This window comes from Kitasatospora sp. NPDC059571 (assembly GCF_042735675.1).
Lineage (GTDB): Bacteria > Actinomycetota > Actinomycetes > Streptomycetales > Streptomycetaceae > Kitasatospora.
Genome location: NZ_JBHWBW010000194.1, coordinates 1 through 13302 on the forward strand (window position 1 = coordinate 1; position 13302 = coordinate 13302).

Below are 13302 nucleotides of genomic sequence, written 5' to 3' on the forward strand. Positions count from 1 at the left end.
TTTCTCTCCCGCCCCCCGCGCCGCCGGCGCGGGGCCGGCGGGGGCCCCCCCCCCCCCCCGCGGGCCCGGTCCGTTTCCCTCCGGCCGCCCGGCCCTCAGCCGTCGAGCGAGGCCAGCGCGGCGAGGACCGCGGTCCAGGCCGGGCTCAGCGGGTCGATCAGCGCGAAGTGGCCCGCGCCGGGCACCGGGACGGCCCGCGCCGCCGGGTGCGCCGCGGTGTACGACTCGGTCAGCGACGGCGGCACGACGGCGTCCGCGGTGCCGTGCACCAGCACCACGGGCGCGGCCGGTGCGGCGAGCCGTACCGGGTCCAGATCGGCCCGGCCCTCCGGTCCGCCGCCCAGGAAGTCGGCGACCGCGCCGCCGTCCAGATCCAGCCGGTGCGCCAGGGCGAGGTCGGCGACCGGTGCCAGCGCCACCGTGCCGGCCAGGCCGGGGGCCGGGGCCGCCGCGGCGGCCCAGAGCGCCAGGTGCCCGCCGGCGGAGTGCCCGAGCACCGCCGTCCGCCCGTCGAACGGCACCCGGCCGGCCAGCTCGACCGGCAGCGCGGCCAGTGCGGCGGCGACGTCCTGCACGGTGGCGTCCGGGTCCCCGGGGCGCCGCCGGTACTCCACCGACACCGCCGTCCACCCGGCCGCCGCCAGTGCCGCGCACAGCGGCCGGGTGTGCAGCCGGTCGTACTCCGGGCGCCAGAAGCCGCCGTGCACCATCACCGCGAGCGGGCGGTCCGCGGCGGCCGCGCCGCCCGGCCAGACGTCCGCGAGGTGCTCCGGGCCGTCGCCGTAGCGGACGGTCAGCGCCGGGGCCGGGGCCGGGCGCTCCAGCACCGAGCGGTCCTCCACGGTCGTCACCCCCGACCCAGGAAGCGCAGCGCGTTGCCGGACAGCAGCTTGTCGCGCTGCTTGTCCGTCAGGAAGTCCGCCTCCCTGACCACCCGGCCGACCGGCCGCTCGCCCAGCGGGTACGGGTAGTCGCTGCCGAGCACCACCTGGTCCTCGCCCAGCGCGTCGACCAGCAGGCGCAGCGCGGCCGGCTCGAACACCACCGAGTCCACCAGGAACCGGTCGGTGTAGTGGCTCGGCGGGTGCTCGGAGCGGCCGCGCACCAGGTCGCCGCGCCGGTGCCAGGCGTTGTCGGCCCGGCCCAGCCAGAACGGGAAGCTGCCGCCGCCGTGCGCGAAGCACAGCCGCAGGGTGTCCGGAACCCGGTCGAAGACCCCGCCGAGGATCATCGCCAGCACCGACAGGTGGGTCTCTGCGGGCATGCCGGTCAGCCAGCGGGCCATCCAGCGGTCCAGGCGCGGGCCGCCGGGCATGTCCCAGGGGTGCACGAAGACCGGTGCGCCGACCTCGGCGCAGTGCTGGAGGAAGGTGACGATCCCCTCGTCGTCGAGGTCGCGGTCGCCGACGTGGTTGCCGATCTCCACCCCGGCGTGGCCGGCCGCCAGGCAGCGGTCGAGCTCCGCGCAGGCGGCGTCCGGGTCCTGCAGCGGGACCTGGCAGAACGGCACCAGCCGGCCGTCGCCGCCGGCGGTGACCTCCAGGGTGAGGTCGTTGAAGATCCGGGCGACCTTGGCGGCCTGGTCGGCCGGCCGCTCGTAGCCGAAGAAGACCGGGGTGGGGGAGACCACCTGGACGTCCACCCCGTCGGCGGCCATGTCCGCGCGGCGGACGTCCGCGTCCCAGCACTCGGCGCCGACCGGGCGGAACTCCGTCTCGCCGACCATGATCATGGCCTGCCGCTCGGAGTCGATCCGCAGCCACGGCCAGCCGGTGCCGCCGCAGGCCGCGCCGAGGTCCGGCCAGCCGCGCGGCACCAGGTGGGTGTGGACGTCGACGACCGGGCCGCTCACGCGGCCTTCCCCGGGTGGAGCGCGCCGCAGGCACCGCAGGTGCGGGCCTTCTCGTCGGCGTAGAACGCCTGGAAGACCGGCGGCAGGTCGGCGACGATGTCGCGGACCTGGAGCTCCACCTCGTGCACCACCGCGTGGCACTCCCCGCAGTACCACTGGAACTTCTCCAGGGTGCCCTCCTCGCGGACCCGCTCGATCACCAGGCCGATCGACTCCGGGTCGGGCCGCTGCGGGGAGTGCGGGGTGTTCCCCGGCAGCACCCACATCTGGCCCTCCCGGACGTGCACCGTCCGCGGCCCGTCGGCGGTCATCAGGTCGACGTGCATGTCGCCCTTGACCTGGTAGAAGAACTCCTCGTACGGGTCGACGTGGAAGTCGGTGCGGGCGTTCGGGCCGCCCACCACCTGGACGATGAAGTCCGAGCCGGTCGGGAACATCTGGCGGTTGTTCACCGGGGGGCGCAGCAGGTGCCGGTTGGCCTCGATCCAGCCCGGGAAGCCGATCGGGTCGGTGATCTCGCTCATGGTCAACTCTCCTGTCCGGTGGGGCTCGGCAGTACGGCGACGGCCTGGATCTCGATCAAGAGGTGCGGGTGCGGGAGCTGGTGCACGGCGACCGTGGTGCGGGTCGGGCCGGTCTCGTCGAAGTACTCGGCGTAGACCTCGTTGTAGCCGCCGAAGTCGTTCATGTTCACCAGGTAGGCGGTGACCTGTGCGAGGTCGGACAGGTCGGCGCCGACCTCGCGGAGCAGGTCGCGGATGTTCTCGATCACGGCGCGGGTCTGCACCCGGATGTCCAGCGCCGTGGTGCCCAGCGCGTCCACCTCGGCGCCGGCGATCGTGTTGTCCGGGCGGCGGCTGCTCGTCCCGGAGACGAAGACCAGCTGCCCGACCACCTTGACGTGCGGGAACCGGCCGCGCGGCACGGCCTTGCCCGCCACCACCCGGGCGTCAGCCACGGCCGGCCCCCTCGGGGAGTGCGTGCAGCGAGGCGGTGCCCAGGCCCTCGACGACGGCCCGGACGGCGGCCCCCGGCCGCAGCGGCACCGCGGCGGTGGCCGCGCCGGCCAGCAGCACCCAGCCCTCGCGCAGCCGTACGCCGGACCGGTCGGCGAGGCGCACCGCCTCCTCGAAGGCGCGCCGCGGGTCGCCGAGGATCGCGGCGGTCGAGCCGCTCTCCACCGTCTCGCCGTCGATCTCCAGCCGGACGGGCAGGTCGGCGAGGCCGGCCGGCAGCGGCTGCCACGGGCCGACGGTGAAGGCCGCCGCCGAGGTGTTGTCGGCGATCACGTCCGGCAGCGAGAAGCGGAAGTCGGCGTACCGGGAGTCGATCAGCTCCAGCGCCGGGGCGACCGCCGCCACCGCGTCCTCGAAGGCGTCGCCCGGCTCGACGTCCCGGGCCATCAGGAACGCCACCTCCGGCTCGACCCGGGGGTGGATGTAGTCCGCGGTGTCGACGGAGCCGCCGTCCGGGACGTCCATGGCGTCGGTGAGCCGGCCCCAGATCACCTCCGACACGCCCATCTGGGCCATCTTGGCGTGGCTGGTCAGACCCATCTTGAGGCCGACCGCGCGCTCGCCCCGGGCGAGCCGCCGCTCGACCAGGGCGGCCTGGACGGCGTACGCGTCGTCGGTGTCCGCCCCGGCCGCCGCGGCGAGCTGCGCGGTCGCGGTGCGGGAGCGGGCCGCCTCGTCCAGCCGGGCGGCCAGTTCGGCCGCCCGCTCCTTGTCCAGTGTCACGTTCGGGGTGCCTTTCCGGGTCAGAGCTGGATGCAGACGTTGGTGAGTTCGCTGTAGAAGTCCAGGGAGTGCACGCCGCCCTCGCGGCCCACCCCCGAGGCCTTCATCCCGCCGAACGGGGTGCGCAGGTCGCGCAGGAACCAGGTGTTCACCCAGACCAGGCCGGCGTCCAGGGCGGCCCCGGCCCGGTGGGCCCGGCCGACGTTCTGCGTCCACACGGTCGCGGCGAGCCCGTACGCGCTGTCGTTGGCGAGCGCGAAGGCCTCGTCCTCGTCGTCGAACGGGGCGATGTGGCAGACCGGGCCGAACACCTCCTCGCGGTTGGTGCGGGCGTCGGGGCCCAGCCCCGTCCACACCGTCGGCTGGACGTACCAGCCGCCGTCCCGGGCGTCGCCGAAGTGCGGCACCCCGCCGCCGGCCAGCACCTCGGCGCCCTCGGCGCGCGCCAGCTCGTAGTGGCCGAGCACCTTCTCCCGGTGCTGACGGGAGATCAGCGGCGTCGTCCCGGTGGCCTCGTCCGCCGGCCAGCCGAACGCGAGCTCGCCGGCCCGCTTGGCGAGGCGTTCGGCGAACTCCTCGAAGAGGGGCCGCTGCACGTAGATCCGCTCGGTGCACAGGCAGACCTGCCCGCCGTTGGTGAAGGAGGAGCGCACCGATCCCTCCACCGCGGCGTCCAGGTCGGCGTCGGCGAAGACCAGACCGGCGTTCTTGCCGCCGAGCTCGAAGGAGACGGCCTTCACCCCGTCGGCGGCCGCCTTGGCGATCGCGCTGCCCGTCGCCGACTCGCCGGTGAAGGTGATCGCGTCCACCCCGGGGTGCCGGGTCAGGAACTCGCCCGCGGAGTCCGGGCCGAAGCCGTGCACCACGTTGAACACGCCGTCGGGCACCCCGGCCGCGGCCATCACCTCGGCGAGCAGCGTCGCCGAGGAGGGGGTCTCCTCGGACGGCTTCACGATCACCGTGTTGCCGCAGGCCAGCGCGGGGGCGACCTTCCAGGTGAGCAGCAGCAGCGGCAGGTTCCACGGCACGATCACCGCGACCACGCCGACGGGCTTGCGCACCGCGTAGTTGAGCGCCCGGCCGCCGCCGGCCGTGGCGGTGGTGAAGGACTCGGTGGGCGTGGTGGAGGCGATGTCGGCGAAGGCCCGGAAGTTGGCCGCGCCGCGCGGCACGTCCAGGGTCCTGGCCTGGGCGACGTGCTTGCCGGTGTCGCCGATCTCCGCCGCGGTCACGTCGTCGACGCGGCGCTCCAGCTCGTCGGCGACCCGGCGCAGCACCGCCGCGCGCTCCTGCTCGCCCATCCGGCCCCACGGGCCGCGCAGTGCGGCCCGGGCGGCGGACACCGCGTCGTCCACGGTGCCGCGGTCGGCCTCGGCGACCTCGAACAGCACCTCGCCGGTGACCGGGCTGGTCTTGGCGAAGGTCCGGGCCGAGCCGGTGAACTCCCCGCCCACGTAGTTGCGGAGCAGCCCGGGGGCGCCGTCCGGCCGTCCGGCCAGCAGCCCGGGGTGCCACAGTCGCTCGCTCACCGCTTCTTCCTCCCGATCAGACGGACGGCGGCGGCCGCCGCGCCGGCCAGCACCACCGCGGCACCGGCCGCGAGCAGCCGCTGCTGGCGCCGCACCCGGTGCTGCACCTCCGCGTACGGCACTGTGGAGAACGAGACCAGCTCGTAGCGGGACACGTACCGGCCGGGCAGGGCCCGCTCCAGCGCGTGCTCCACGCTCTTGACGGTGCGGAACAGCGGGGAGGCGACCTTGTCGCGCATCTCCACGAAGTTCTCCAGCGCCATCTCGGCGATCGCGTCGGCGTTCGCCTTGCGCCGCCGCTGGTAGCGGGCGAGCGCGGGCGCCCAGTCGCCGCCGGTCGCGGCGAGGCAGCGGTCCAGTTCGACGACGTCCTCGAAACCGCAGTTGGCGCCCTGCCCGTAGAACGGCACGATGGCGTGCGCCGCGTCGCCGACCAGCGCCACCCGGCCCTCGGCCTGCCACGGCGCGCAGCGCACGGTGCCGAGCCGGCCGACCGGGTTGAGCCGGTAGTCGTCGACCAGCCCGGGGGCGAGCGGCACCACGTCCGGGTAGTGCGCGGCGAAGTGCTCCTCGATCGCCCGCGGGTGGTCCAGCGCGGCGAAGCTGCCCGGGCCAGTGGTCGGCCAGAACATCGTGCAGGTGAAGGAGCGGTCCGGGTTGGGCAGCGCGATCATCATCGAGGTGCCGCGCGGCCAGATGTGCAGCGCGCCCGGGTCGAGGGCGAAGTCGCCGTCCACCGCCGGGACGGTCAGCTCCTTGTAGCCGTAGTCGAGGTGGTCGGCGTTCTCCTCGGTGTACCCGGCCTCGACCAGCCGGGCGCGGACGGCCGAGCCGGCGCCGTCGGCGCCGAGCACCACGGCCGCGTCGGCCTTCAGCTCGCCCTCCGGCGTGTCGAAGACCATCGCGCCGGAGCGGGCGTCCAGCCCGGTCAGCCGGTGCTCGAACCGGACCTCGACGCCCGGCGCGGCCTCCGCCGCGGCCAGCAGGGCGTTGTTCAGCGCGCCGCGGCTGATCGAGTTGATCGCCCGCTCGCCGTCGTGGCTGTACGCCTGGAAGGCGGGCTCGCCCTCGACCGGGTGGATGATGCGGCCGCGCATCGGCAGCGCGTCGGCCATCACCCGCTCCTCCAGGCCGATCCGGCGCAGCGCGTCCAGGCCGCGCTCGGAGAGCGCCAGGTTGATCGAGCGGCCGCGTTCGGGGGTGCCGGTCCGCGGGTCGGGCCGGCGCTCGTAGAGCACCACCCGGTGGCCGCGCCGGGCCAGGTAGCAGGCGAGCAGGCAGCCGGTCAGGCCGGCGCCGACGATCGCGACCGTGCCGTCGTCGTTCATGCGTCCTCCGCCACGGTCCGGGCCAGCGCGTCGGCGGCCCGCCAGCAGTCGTGGTAGGTCGAGTAGAGCGGTACGGGGGCGAGCCGCACGATGTCGGGCTCGCGGGCGTCGGTCACCACGCCGTGCTCGTGCCGCAGCCGGCGGGCGAGTTCGGCGGCGCTGCCGCGGCCGATCCGCAGCGACAGCTGGCAGCCGCGGCGCTCGGGGTCGCGCGGGGTGACGACGGTCAGCGGCCGGCCCGGGGTGACCGCGTCGAGCAGCCGCTCCAGGTAGCCGGTGAGCCGGACGCTGCGGGCGCGCAGCGCCTCCATGCCGACCTTGTCGAACAGCTCCAGCGAGGTCCGGACCGGGCCCATCGCGAAGATCGGCGGGTTGGAGACCTGCCAGGCGTCCGCGCTGGCCGGCGGCGCGGAGACGGGCGCCATCAGGAAGCGGGTGGCGGGCTCGGTGCTCCACCAGCCCTCGAGGCGCGGCAGCGTCCGGTCGGCCAGGTGCCGCCGGTGGACGAAGACGCCGGCCAGCGCACCAGGTCCGGAGTTGAGGTACTTGTAGGAGCACCAGGCGGCGAAGTCCACGCCCCAGTCGTGCAGCTGCAGCGGCACGTTGCCGGCGGCGTGCGCGAGGTCCCAGCCGACCACGGCGCCGGCGTCCCGGCCGGCCGCGGTGATCTCCGGGATGTCCATCAGCTCGCCGGTCAGGTAGTTGACGCCGCCGAGCAGCAGCAGCGCCACCGTGTCGCCCTCCCGCTCCAGGAAGGCCAGCACGTCCTCGGTGCGCAGTACCGACTCGCCGGGCCTGGGCCGCAGCCGCACCACGGCGGTGTCCGGGTCGAGGCCGTGGAACCGGGCCTGGCTCCGCACGGCGTAGCTGTCGGACGGGAAGGCGCTGTCCTCGATCACGATCCGGGTGCGCCGCCCGGCCGGGCGGTAGAACGAGACCATCAGCAGGTGCAGGTTGACCGTCAGCGAGTTCATCACCACGGTCTCCTCCGGCCGGGCGCCGACCAGGCGGGCCGCGGGCTCGGTGAGCAGCTCGTGGTACGGCAGCCAGGGCCGGCCGGCCTCCAGGTGGCCCTCGACGCCCAGGCGCTGCCAGTCGGCGAGGTCGGCCAGCAGCTCGTCCCGGGTGGCGCGGGGCTGGAGGCCGAGCGAGTTGCCGGCGAAGTACGCGGCCTCGGCATGGCGGCCGCCGTCCGCGGGCGGGATGTGGAACAGCTCGCGGTGGCCCGGGTCGGCGGCGTCCAGCCGGCGGGCCTCCTCCTCGTCGAGGAGGGTGGGTCGGGTGCTCACGGCAGGGCTCTCTCTTCTCACATGTACGTGCGGGCGGACCACAGCTCGGGGAAGACCTCCCTGGCCATGCTGCGCTGGAGCCAGGCCAGACCGTTGGACCCGCCGCTCCCCGGCTTGGCGCCCATCGTGCGGCGGACGGCGTTCAGGTGCCGGTAGCGCCAGTCGCCGAAGCGGTCGGCGACCTCGGTGAGGGCCTCGCCGAGCAGCCGCAGGTGGTTGTCGGGGCCGTTGTCGCGGTAGATCTCCACCCAGGCGGCCTCGACGGCCGGGTGGGCCTCGTGCTCCTCGGCGACGTCGCGGGCCAGCAGGTCGTCCGGCAGCTCGAAGCCGCGGCGGGCGAGCAGCGCGACCACGTCGTCCCAGAGGCTGGGGACGGTGAGCGCGGCGGTCAGCTCGGCGTGCACGTCGGGCTGCGAGCGGAACGGCCGGATCAGCGAGGCGGTCCGCAGGCCGAGCGCGAACTCCAGCCGCCGGTACATCGCGGACTGGAAGCCGGAGCCCTCGCCGAGCAGGTTGCGGAACCGGTTGAAGTCGGCCGGGGTCATCCAGCTCAGCGTCTGCCAGCTGGCGGTCAGCCCCTCCAGGTGCAGAGCGGTGCGGCGCAGCGGCAGCAGCGCGCCCCACACGTCGTCGGCGCGCAGCCGGCGCTGCACCTCCGTCAGCTCGTGCCGGGCGAGGCCGAAGTACAGCTCCATCACCTGGCTGATCACCAGGAAGGACATCTCGCCGGAGTCCTCGCTCAGCGGGTGCTGGAGCCGGTGCAGGTCGGAGGCGCGGACGTACGCGTCGTACGGCACGAGGCCCTGGAAGTCGAGGGTCGGCACCCCTCCGGTGGCGGCGGCGCGATCGGCGCGCTCCCGGGCGGTGGCCGGCCGTACCGCGTGTTTCACGGCGGTCTCTTCCATGGTGATCACCCTCCTTGTTGCAGGCCCGGCCATGATGGCGCCGGAGGAGGGGCCGGTGGAATACTGGATCAACGGTGGCGGGGCCGTCCGACCGTCGGTCCGCAACCCGTTCGGCGTGATCACTTTGCGATCGAAAGGTGCCCCCGTGGACGACATGGACTGGGCGATTCTCCGCGAGCTCCAGGACGATGCCCGGCTCTCGTTCAGCGAGCTGTCCCGGCGGGTCCACCTGTCCCCGCCGGCGGTGGCCGAGCGGGTGCGCCGGCTGGAGGAGTCCGGGGTGGTCGCGGGCTACCACGCGCAGGTCGACGGCGTCCGGGCGGGCTGGACGGTGGCCGCGTTCGTCCGGGTCTCCTGCTACGGGCCGCGCTGCGTGATGCGCGACCCGGAGGTCGCCGGCTGGCCGGGGGTCCGGGAGATCCACCGGGTGACCGGCGACGTGTGCAGCATCCTGCGGGTCGAGGCCCCGTCGATGCAGGCCTTCGAGGCGTTGATCGAGCGGCTCGCCGAGTACGGGCCGCCGTCCAGCACCATGATCCTCTCGACCAGTCTGGGCTGGCGCCCGGTGACCGCACCGCCGCCCTGAGGCGGTGCGTGCCGGTCGGCCCCGGGTCCGGCCGGCCCGGGTCAGCAGGCCACGGCGGCCAGCGGGTCGCTGCGGTGCGCCGCGCGCTCCAGGGCGCGGCGCCGCTCCGGCTCGCTGTCCAGGAGCAGGCTCCGCTCGCGGGCGACCGGGCGGACCAGTGGGGACCAGCGGTACTCGCCCGGCCGGTGGTCGGTGAGCAGGTGGGTGTCGACCAGCTGTTCGAGCAGGTCCTCGGTATGGGCGGGCGACTCGTCGAGGACGCGGGCCGCGGTGGCGACCCGGACGGTGGCGCCGTCCGCCAGCGAGAGCAGCCGCAGCGCCCGGGCCGCCGCCGGGTCCAGCGCGTCGTGGGCGGCGGTGAGCCGGCGGCGGACGTCCAGGTCGCCCGCGTGCAGCTCGTCCAGCAGCCGGCCGTCGTCGGTGAGCCGGTCGGCCAGGTCGCGGATGCCCCGGGACGGCCGGGCGGTGAGCCGGGCTGCGCAGATCCGCAGCGCCAGCGGCAGGCCCTCGCAGGCACGGACCAGAGCGGCGGTGGCCTGCGGGTCTGCGGCCGCCCGGTCCGGGCCGGCCGCGTGCTCCAGGAGGGCCCGGGCGTCGGTGTCCGGCAGCGCGGCGGTGTGCACCCGGTGGGCGCCGGCCAGGTCGGCGAGCCGGCCCCGGCAGGTGACCAGCACCGAGTTGGCGGGGTCGGCGGGTAACAGGGGCCGGACCTGGGCGCTGTCCGCGGCGTCGTCGAGGACGACCAGCAGCCGGCGCCCGGCCAGCATCGTGCGGTAGAGCGCGGTGCGCTCGTCCAGCCGGGCCGGTACGGCCTCCGGTGCGGCGCCGAGGGCGAGCAGGAAGCCGCGCAGCACCGCTCCGGGCGGCGCGGGGTCGGGGTGCGAGCCGTGCAGGTCGGCGTAGAGGGTGCCGTCCGGGTGGTCGGGCCGGGCGGCGTGCGCCGCGTGGACGGCCAGCGCGGTCTTGCCGGTGCCGGGGCCGCCGGAGACGACGGCGGCCGCGGGGGCCCGCCGGCCGTGCGCGGTCAGCCGACATCGCAGGTCGGCCGTCTCGGCGCAGCGGCCGGTGAAGTCCGCCAGGTCCGGCGGCAGCTGGACGGGCGGCAGGTCCGCCAGCCGGACGGCGGAGCGCTCCTCGGCGGTCGGGGCCGGGCCCTCGAGGTCCGGGTCGGAGGCCAGGATGCGCTGGTGGACGCAGCGCAGCTCGGTGCCGGGCTCGACGCCGAACTCCTCGCCGAGGATCCGGCGGACCTGCTGGTAGACGCCGAGCGCCTCGGACTGCCGGCCACTGCGGTACAGCGCCGTCATCAGCTGCACCCATAAGCGCTCCCGCTCGGGGTGGGCGGCGGTGAGCACGCGGAGCTCCCCGAAGGCCGCGGCGTGCCGGCCGAGCATCAGCTCCGCCTCCAGCCGGAACTCCTGTACGTCGAGCCTGGCCTCGGCGAGCCGCTCGCCCTCGGCCCGCCGCAGCGCGTCCGAGTCGACGTCCACCAGGGCGGGCCCGCGCCAGAGCGCCAGCGCCTCGTCGAAGAGGTCCGCGGCCCGCCGGGCCGCCCCCTGCCGCAGCGCCTCGGTGCCCAGCAGGCGCAGCGAGGTGAACCGGTGCGCGTCGAACTCGCCCGGCTCGATGTTGACCAGATAGCCGCCGGCCCGGGTCTCGATGCGTTCCCCGGCCCGGCCCATGCCCTTGCGCAGCCGCATCACGTAGTTGCGCAGCGTGGTCGCGGCGCTGGGCGGCGGACACGCGTCCCAGACGGTGTCGACCAGTAGTTCCGTCGGCACGACCTGGCCGCGGCGGACCAGGAGTGCCGCCAGCAGGACGCGCTGCTTGGCCGCCGCGACGACGCGCAGCTCCGCGTCGTCCCGGATCTGCAGCGGCCCGAGGATCCCGAATTCCATCTGCCCCGCTCTCTGTGGACCGAACAACCGGATCCGGCGGACGGGCGGCCCGACCCCCGTACGAGCCGCCCGGCCCGCCGATCTCGATCCAACCCGGCGGGGGATTGTCCGGCGCCGGTGTCCGGCGCCGGTCAATCAACTCCGTACAACGTCTGTTCGATGTCCGCGCCGCAGGTCGGGCACGGTGGGCTCAGCCGCAGTGGCTCCAGTCGCTCGTCCACGACGTGTTCCGGTAGGTGCCGCCCCACCGCACGCAGGCGCCGGCGGCCGGGGCGGAGACCGGCCCCGCGTAGTAGGTGTAGCTGCCCTGGTCGCTCGTGGTCGAACCGCCCTGGACGGTGAGCACTGCGCCGAGGGCGACCGGTCCGGCGGGGTCGGCGGCCTCGGTCACCACGCAGTTGCGGCCGGAGGCCGGGTCGTAGAGCAAATACACCGCGGCGCCGCCGAGGTCGTGGCTGTCGATCACGCCGTAGCCGGCGCCGCAGACCTGGGTCGGGGTGTACGGGTTCGCCGGCCCGGTGGCGGCCGGCGTGGTGTAGCCCTCGATCACGTAGCCGTCGGCCGGGTCGACGGTGGAGGGCACGCTGCCGACCGCGGTCTGCCCGGCGGGGAGGGTGAGCGACGCCACCCGGGAGGTGACCGCGAAGCCGGCCATGGTGGTGGCGTTCGGGTCGCCGCCCCAGTCGCCGTTGGCGGTGGTGACGGAGCCGTCGGCGTTGACGGCGGTGACGATGCCGACGTGGTGGATCGCGCCGTCCAGGGTGCTGCCGTACACCACCGCGTCGCCGGGCTGCGGGGCGTACCCGGCCGCGGTGTGCAGGGTGTTGTTGGTCCGGCCGTAGGTCAGGAAGCTCGCGGCGGAGGCGTCGAGGCCGCCGGTGTAGAAGCCGGTGCTGCGCCACACCCAGAGGGCGAAGTCGGCGCACCAGTACTCGGGTCCGCCGGACGGGCCGCCCGAGCAGCTGTGCTCGAACTGGCTGCCGCCGAGGCTGTTGACGGTGGGGGTGTCGGCGCAGCTGCCGGCGGTCTTCGCCACGTTGGCGGCGGCCAGGGCGGCCGCGCCGGTGCCGGTGGGGGGTGCGGCCGAGGCCGGTTCGGCGCCGCCGAGGGTCAGCAGTCCGAGGGCCAGGGCGGCGGCGGCCGCCAGGCCGGATATCCGGTGCAGGAGTCTGGTGGGGGTCACGGTCGCCTCTCCGAGCGGGTGCGGGACGGGGCGGCGGACCGTGCGCCGGACGGACGGCGGCGCCGTCCGCGGGGAGGCCCGCCGCCGGCCCAGTCTCGGCGGCCGCCGTATCGCCCCGGTCGCGCGGCGGGCCGCGCGGGCCGGTGCCCGCGCGGCCGGGCGACGGACCGTCAGCCGATCTGCGGGTACTTGCAGGCGGCCCGCTCCGCCTTGACCCGGTCGCCCGGGGAGAGTGTGACGGCCGACGGCGCGTCGGCGACGGCCGGGTCGAGCGGGACGCTCTGCGCGTCGAGCACGTCGGTGGGGGCGCCCCCGCCGAGGCAGGCGACGGCCACCACCGGGACCCTCGCGTCGGCCTGGCTCGTGCGCAGCGGCCCGAACCGCCAGGGGACCGCGAACGCCGTCCCCGCCTTGGAGCTCAGCCCGATCTGCTGCCAGCCGGGGCCCTTCCCCGACCCGTCCGGGGTGGCGAAGTACGCGGCGAACCCGACGATCGCCACCTGCCTTCCGCCGGCCCGCAGTTCGACGGAGTCCGGGATGTCCGGCGGGCGCGCGACCGAGAGTGCGACGGCCGTCGGCGCGGGCACCGAGTCCTGGCAGTCGGAGGGCGCCATGCCGGCGGGCGGGTTGCCGTGCACCACGCCGGAGGAGACCACACCGCCCCCGCGGACCTTGAACCAGCGCAGGTCGGGGGTGCCGGAGGTGATGTCCACGACGACGTCGCCCAGGCAGTAGCCGGTGAACTGGAGCGCGCAGCCCGGCGGTGCCTGCATGACGATAGGCGCGCCGAGGTTGGCGCCGGCCCGGACGACGGTGTTGGCGTTGTACGTCGTCCCGTGGAAGGCCCCGGCCGCCCCCGTCTGCGGGCAGCCCGTCGTCTTGGGCCCGGCGGTCCGCAGCGCGACGATCCCGACCACCGCGGCCAGGGTCACCACCGTGACCGCCGCGGACCCCCCGGGCCCGGGCGGCCGGAGGGACCGGGGCGGCCCGGAG

Annotated in this window: 13 protein-coding genes; 1 reads left to right on the forward strand and 12 read right to left on the reverse strand. The window is 75.5% G+C overall.

Annotated elements, in window-relative coordinates; translation table 11 throughout:
• Positions 1 to 95 precede the first annotated feature (95 nt).
• From ACFV0G_RS21425 to ACFV0G_RS21465, 9 genes are all read right to left on the reverse strand, one after another.
• On the reverse strand, positions 96 to 842 hold the full coding sequence (locus ACFV0G_RS21425; protein ID WP_380550022.1) for an alpha/beta hydrolase: 747 nt from the start codon (positions 840 to 842) through the stop codon (positions 96 to 98).
• A gap of 5 nt (positions 843 to 847) precedes the next feature.
• The gene (locus tag ACFV0G_RS21430; protein ID WP_380550025.1) at positions 848 to 1852 is read right to left on the reverse strand and encodes an amidohydrolase family protein; all 1005 of its coding nucleotides are present in this window, start codon (positions 1850 to 1852) and stop codon (positions 848 to 850) included.
• Positions 1849 to 2376 (reverse strand): 3-hydroxyanthranilate 3,4-dioxygenase, encoded by a 528-nt coding sequence (locus tag ACFV0G_RS21435; protein WP_380550028.1) that lies wholly within the window; start codon positions 2374 to 2376, stop codon positions 1849 to 1851. Before ACFV0G_RS21435 ends, ACFV0G_RS21430 begins: the two co-directional genes overlap by 4 nt.
• Before the next feature lie 2 nt (positions 2377 to 2378).
• Positions 2379 to 2810 carry a RidA family protein gene (locus tag ACFV0G_RS21440; protein ID WP_380550031.1) on the reverse strand — a complete coding sequence of 144 codons (432 nt, stop codon included), beginning with the start codon at positions 2808 to 2810 and terminating at the stop codon, positions 2379 to 2381.
• Positions 2803 to 3591 (reverse strand): 2-keto-4-pentenoate hydratase, encoded by a 789-nt coding sequence (locus ACFV0G_RS21445; protein WP_380550034.1) that lies wholly within the window; start codon positions 3589 to 3591, stop codon positions 2803 to 2805. Before ACFV0G_RS21445 ends, ACFV0G_RS21440 begins: the two co-directional genes overlap by 8 nt.
• 20 nt (positions 3592 to 3611) lie before the next feature.
• Positions 3612 to 5045 carry a 2-hydroxymuconic semialdehyde dehydrogenase gene (locus tag ACFV0G_RS21450; RefSeq protein WP_380550054.1) on the reverse strand — a complete coding sequence of 478 codons (1434 nt, stop codon included), beginning with the start codon at positions 5043 to 5045 and terminating at the stop codon, positions 3612 to 3614.
• A gap of 71 nt (positions 5046 to 5116) precedes the next feature.
• Entirely contained in the window at positions 5117 to 6448 is a 1332-nt protein-coding gene (locus ACFV0G_RS21455) for an FAD-dependent oxidoreductase (RefSeq protein WP_380550036.1), read from the reverse strand.
• Positions 6445 to 7737: a kynureninase gene (gene kynU, locus ACFV0G_RS21460; protein ID WP_380550039.1), complete on the reverse strand. Its 1293-nt coding sequence runs from the start codon at positions 7735 to 7737 to the stop codon at positions 6445 to 6447. Before kynU ends, ACFV0G_RS21455 begins: the two co-directional genes overlap by 4 nt.
• 17 nt (positions 7738 to 7754) lie before the next feature.
• Positions 7755 to 8642 (reverse strand): tryptophan 2,3-dioxygenase, encoded by an 888-nt coding sequence (locus tag ACFV0G_RS21465; protein WP_380550042.1) that lies wholly within the window; start codon positions 8640 to 8642, stop codon positions 7755 to 7757.
• Between the two features lie 154 nt (positions 8643 to 8796).
• Between ACFV0G_RS21465 and ACFV0G_RS21470 the strand changes: the two genes are divergently transcribed.
• On the forward strand, positions 8797 to 9228 hold the full coding sequence (locus tag ACFV0G_RS21470) for an Lrp/AsnC family transcriptional regulator (RefSeq protein ID WP_380550057.1): 432 nt from the start codon (positions 8797 to 8799) through the stop codon (positions 9226 to 9228).
• 41 nt (positions 9229 to 9269) lie between these two features.
• Here ACFV0G_RS21470 and ACFV0G_RS21475 read toward each other — a convergent pair whose 3' ends face one another.
• The 3 genes from ACFV0G_RS21475 to ACFV0G_RS21485 all read right to left on the reverse strand — a co-directional run.
• Positions 9270 to 11126, reverse strand: a complete 1857-nt coding sequence (locus ACFV0G_RS21475) for a BTAD domain-containing putative transcriptional regulator (RefSeq protein WP_380550045.1) — start codon at positions 11124 to 11126, stop codon at positions 9270 to 9272.
• A gap of 190 nt (positions 11127 to 11316) precedes the next feature.
• The gene (locus ACFV0G_RS21480) at positions 11317 to 12309 is read right to left on the reverse strand and encodes a CHAP domain-containing protein (protein WP_380550048.1); all 993 of its coding nucleotides are present in this window, start codon (positions 12307 to 12309) and stop codon (positions 11317 to 11319) included.
• 170 nt (positions 12310 to 12479) lie between these two features.
• Positions 12480 to 13302, reverse strand: an 823-nt coding sequence (locus ACFV0G_RS21485; RefSeq protein WP_380550051.1) for a hypothetical protein, incomplete at its 5' end; no start/stop codon positions are given.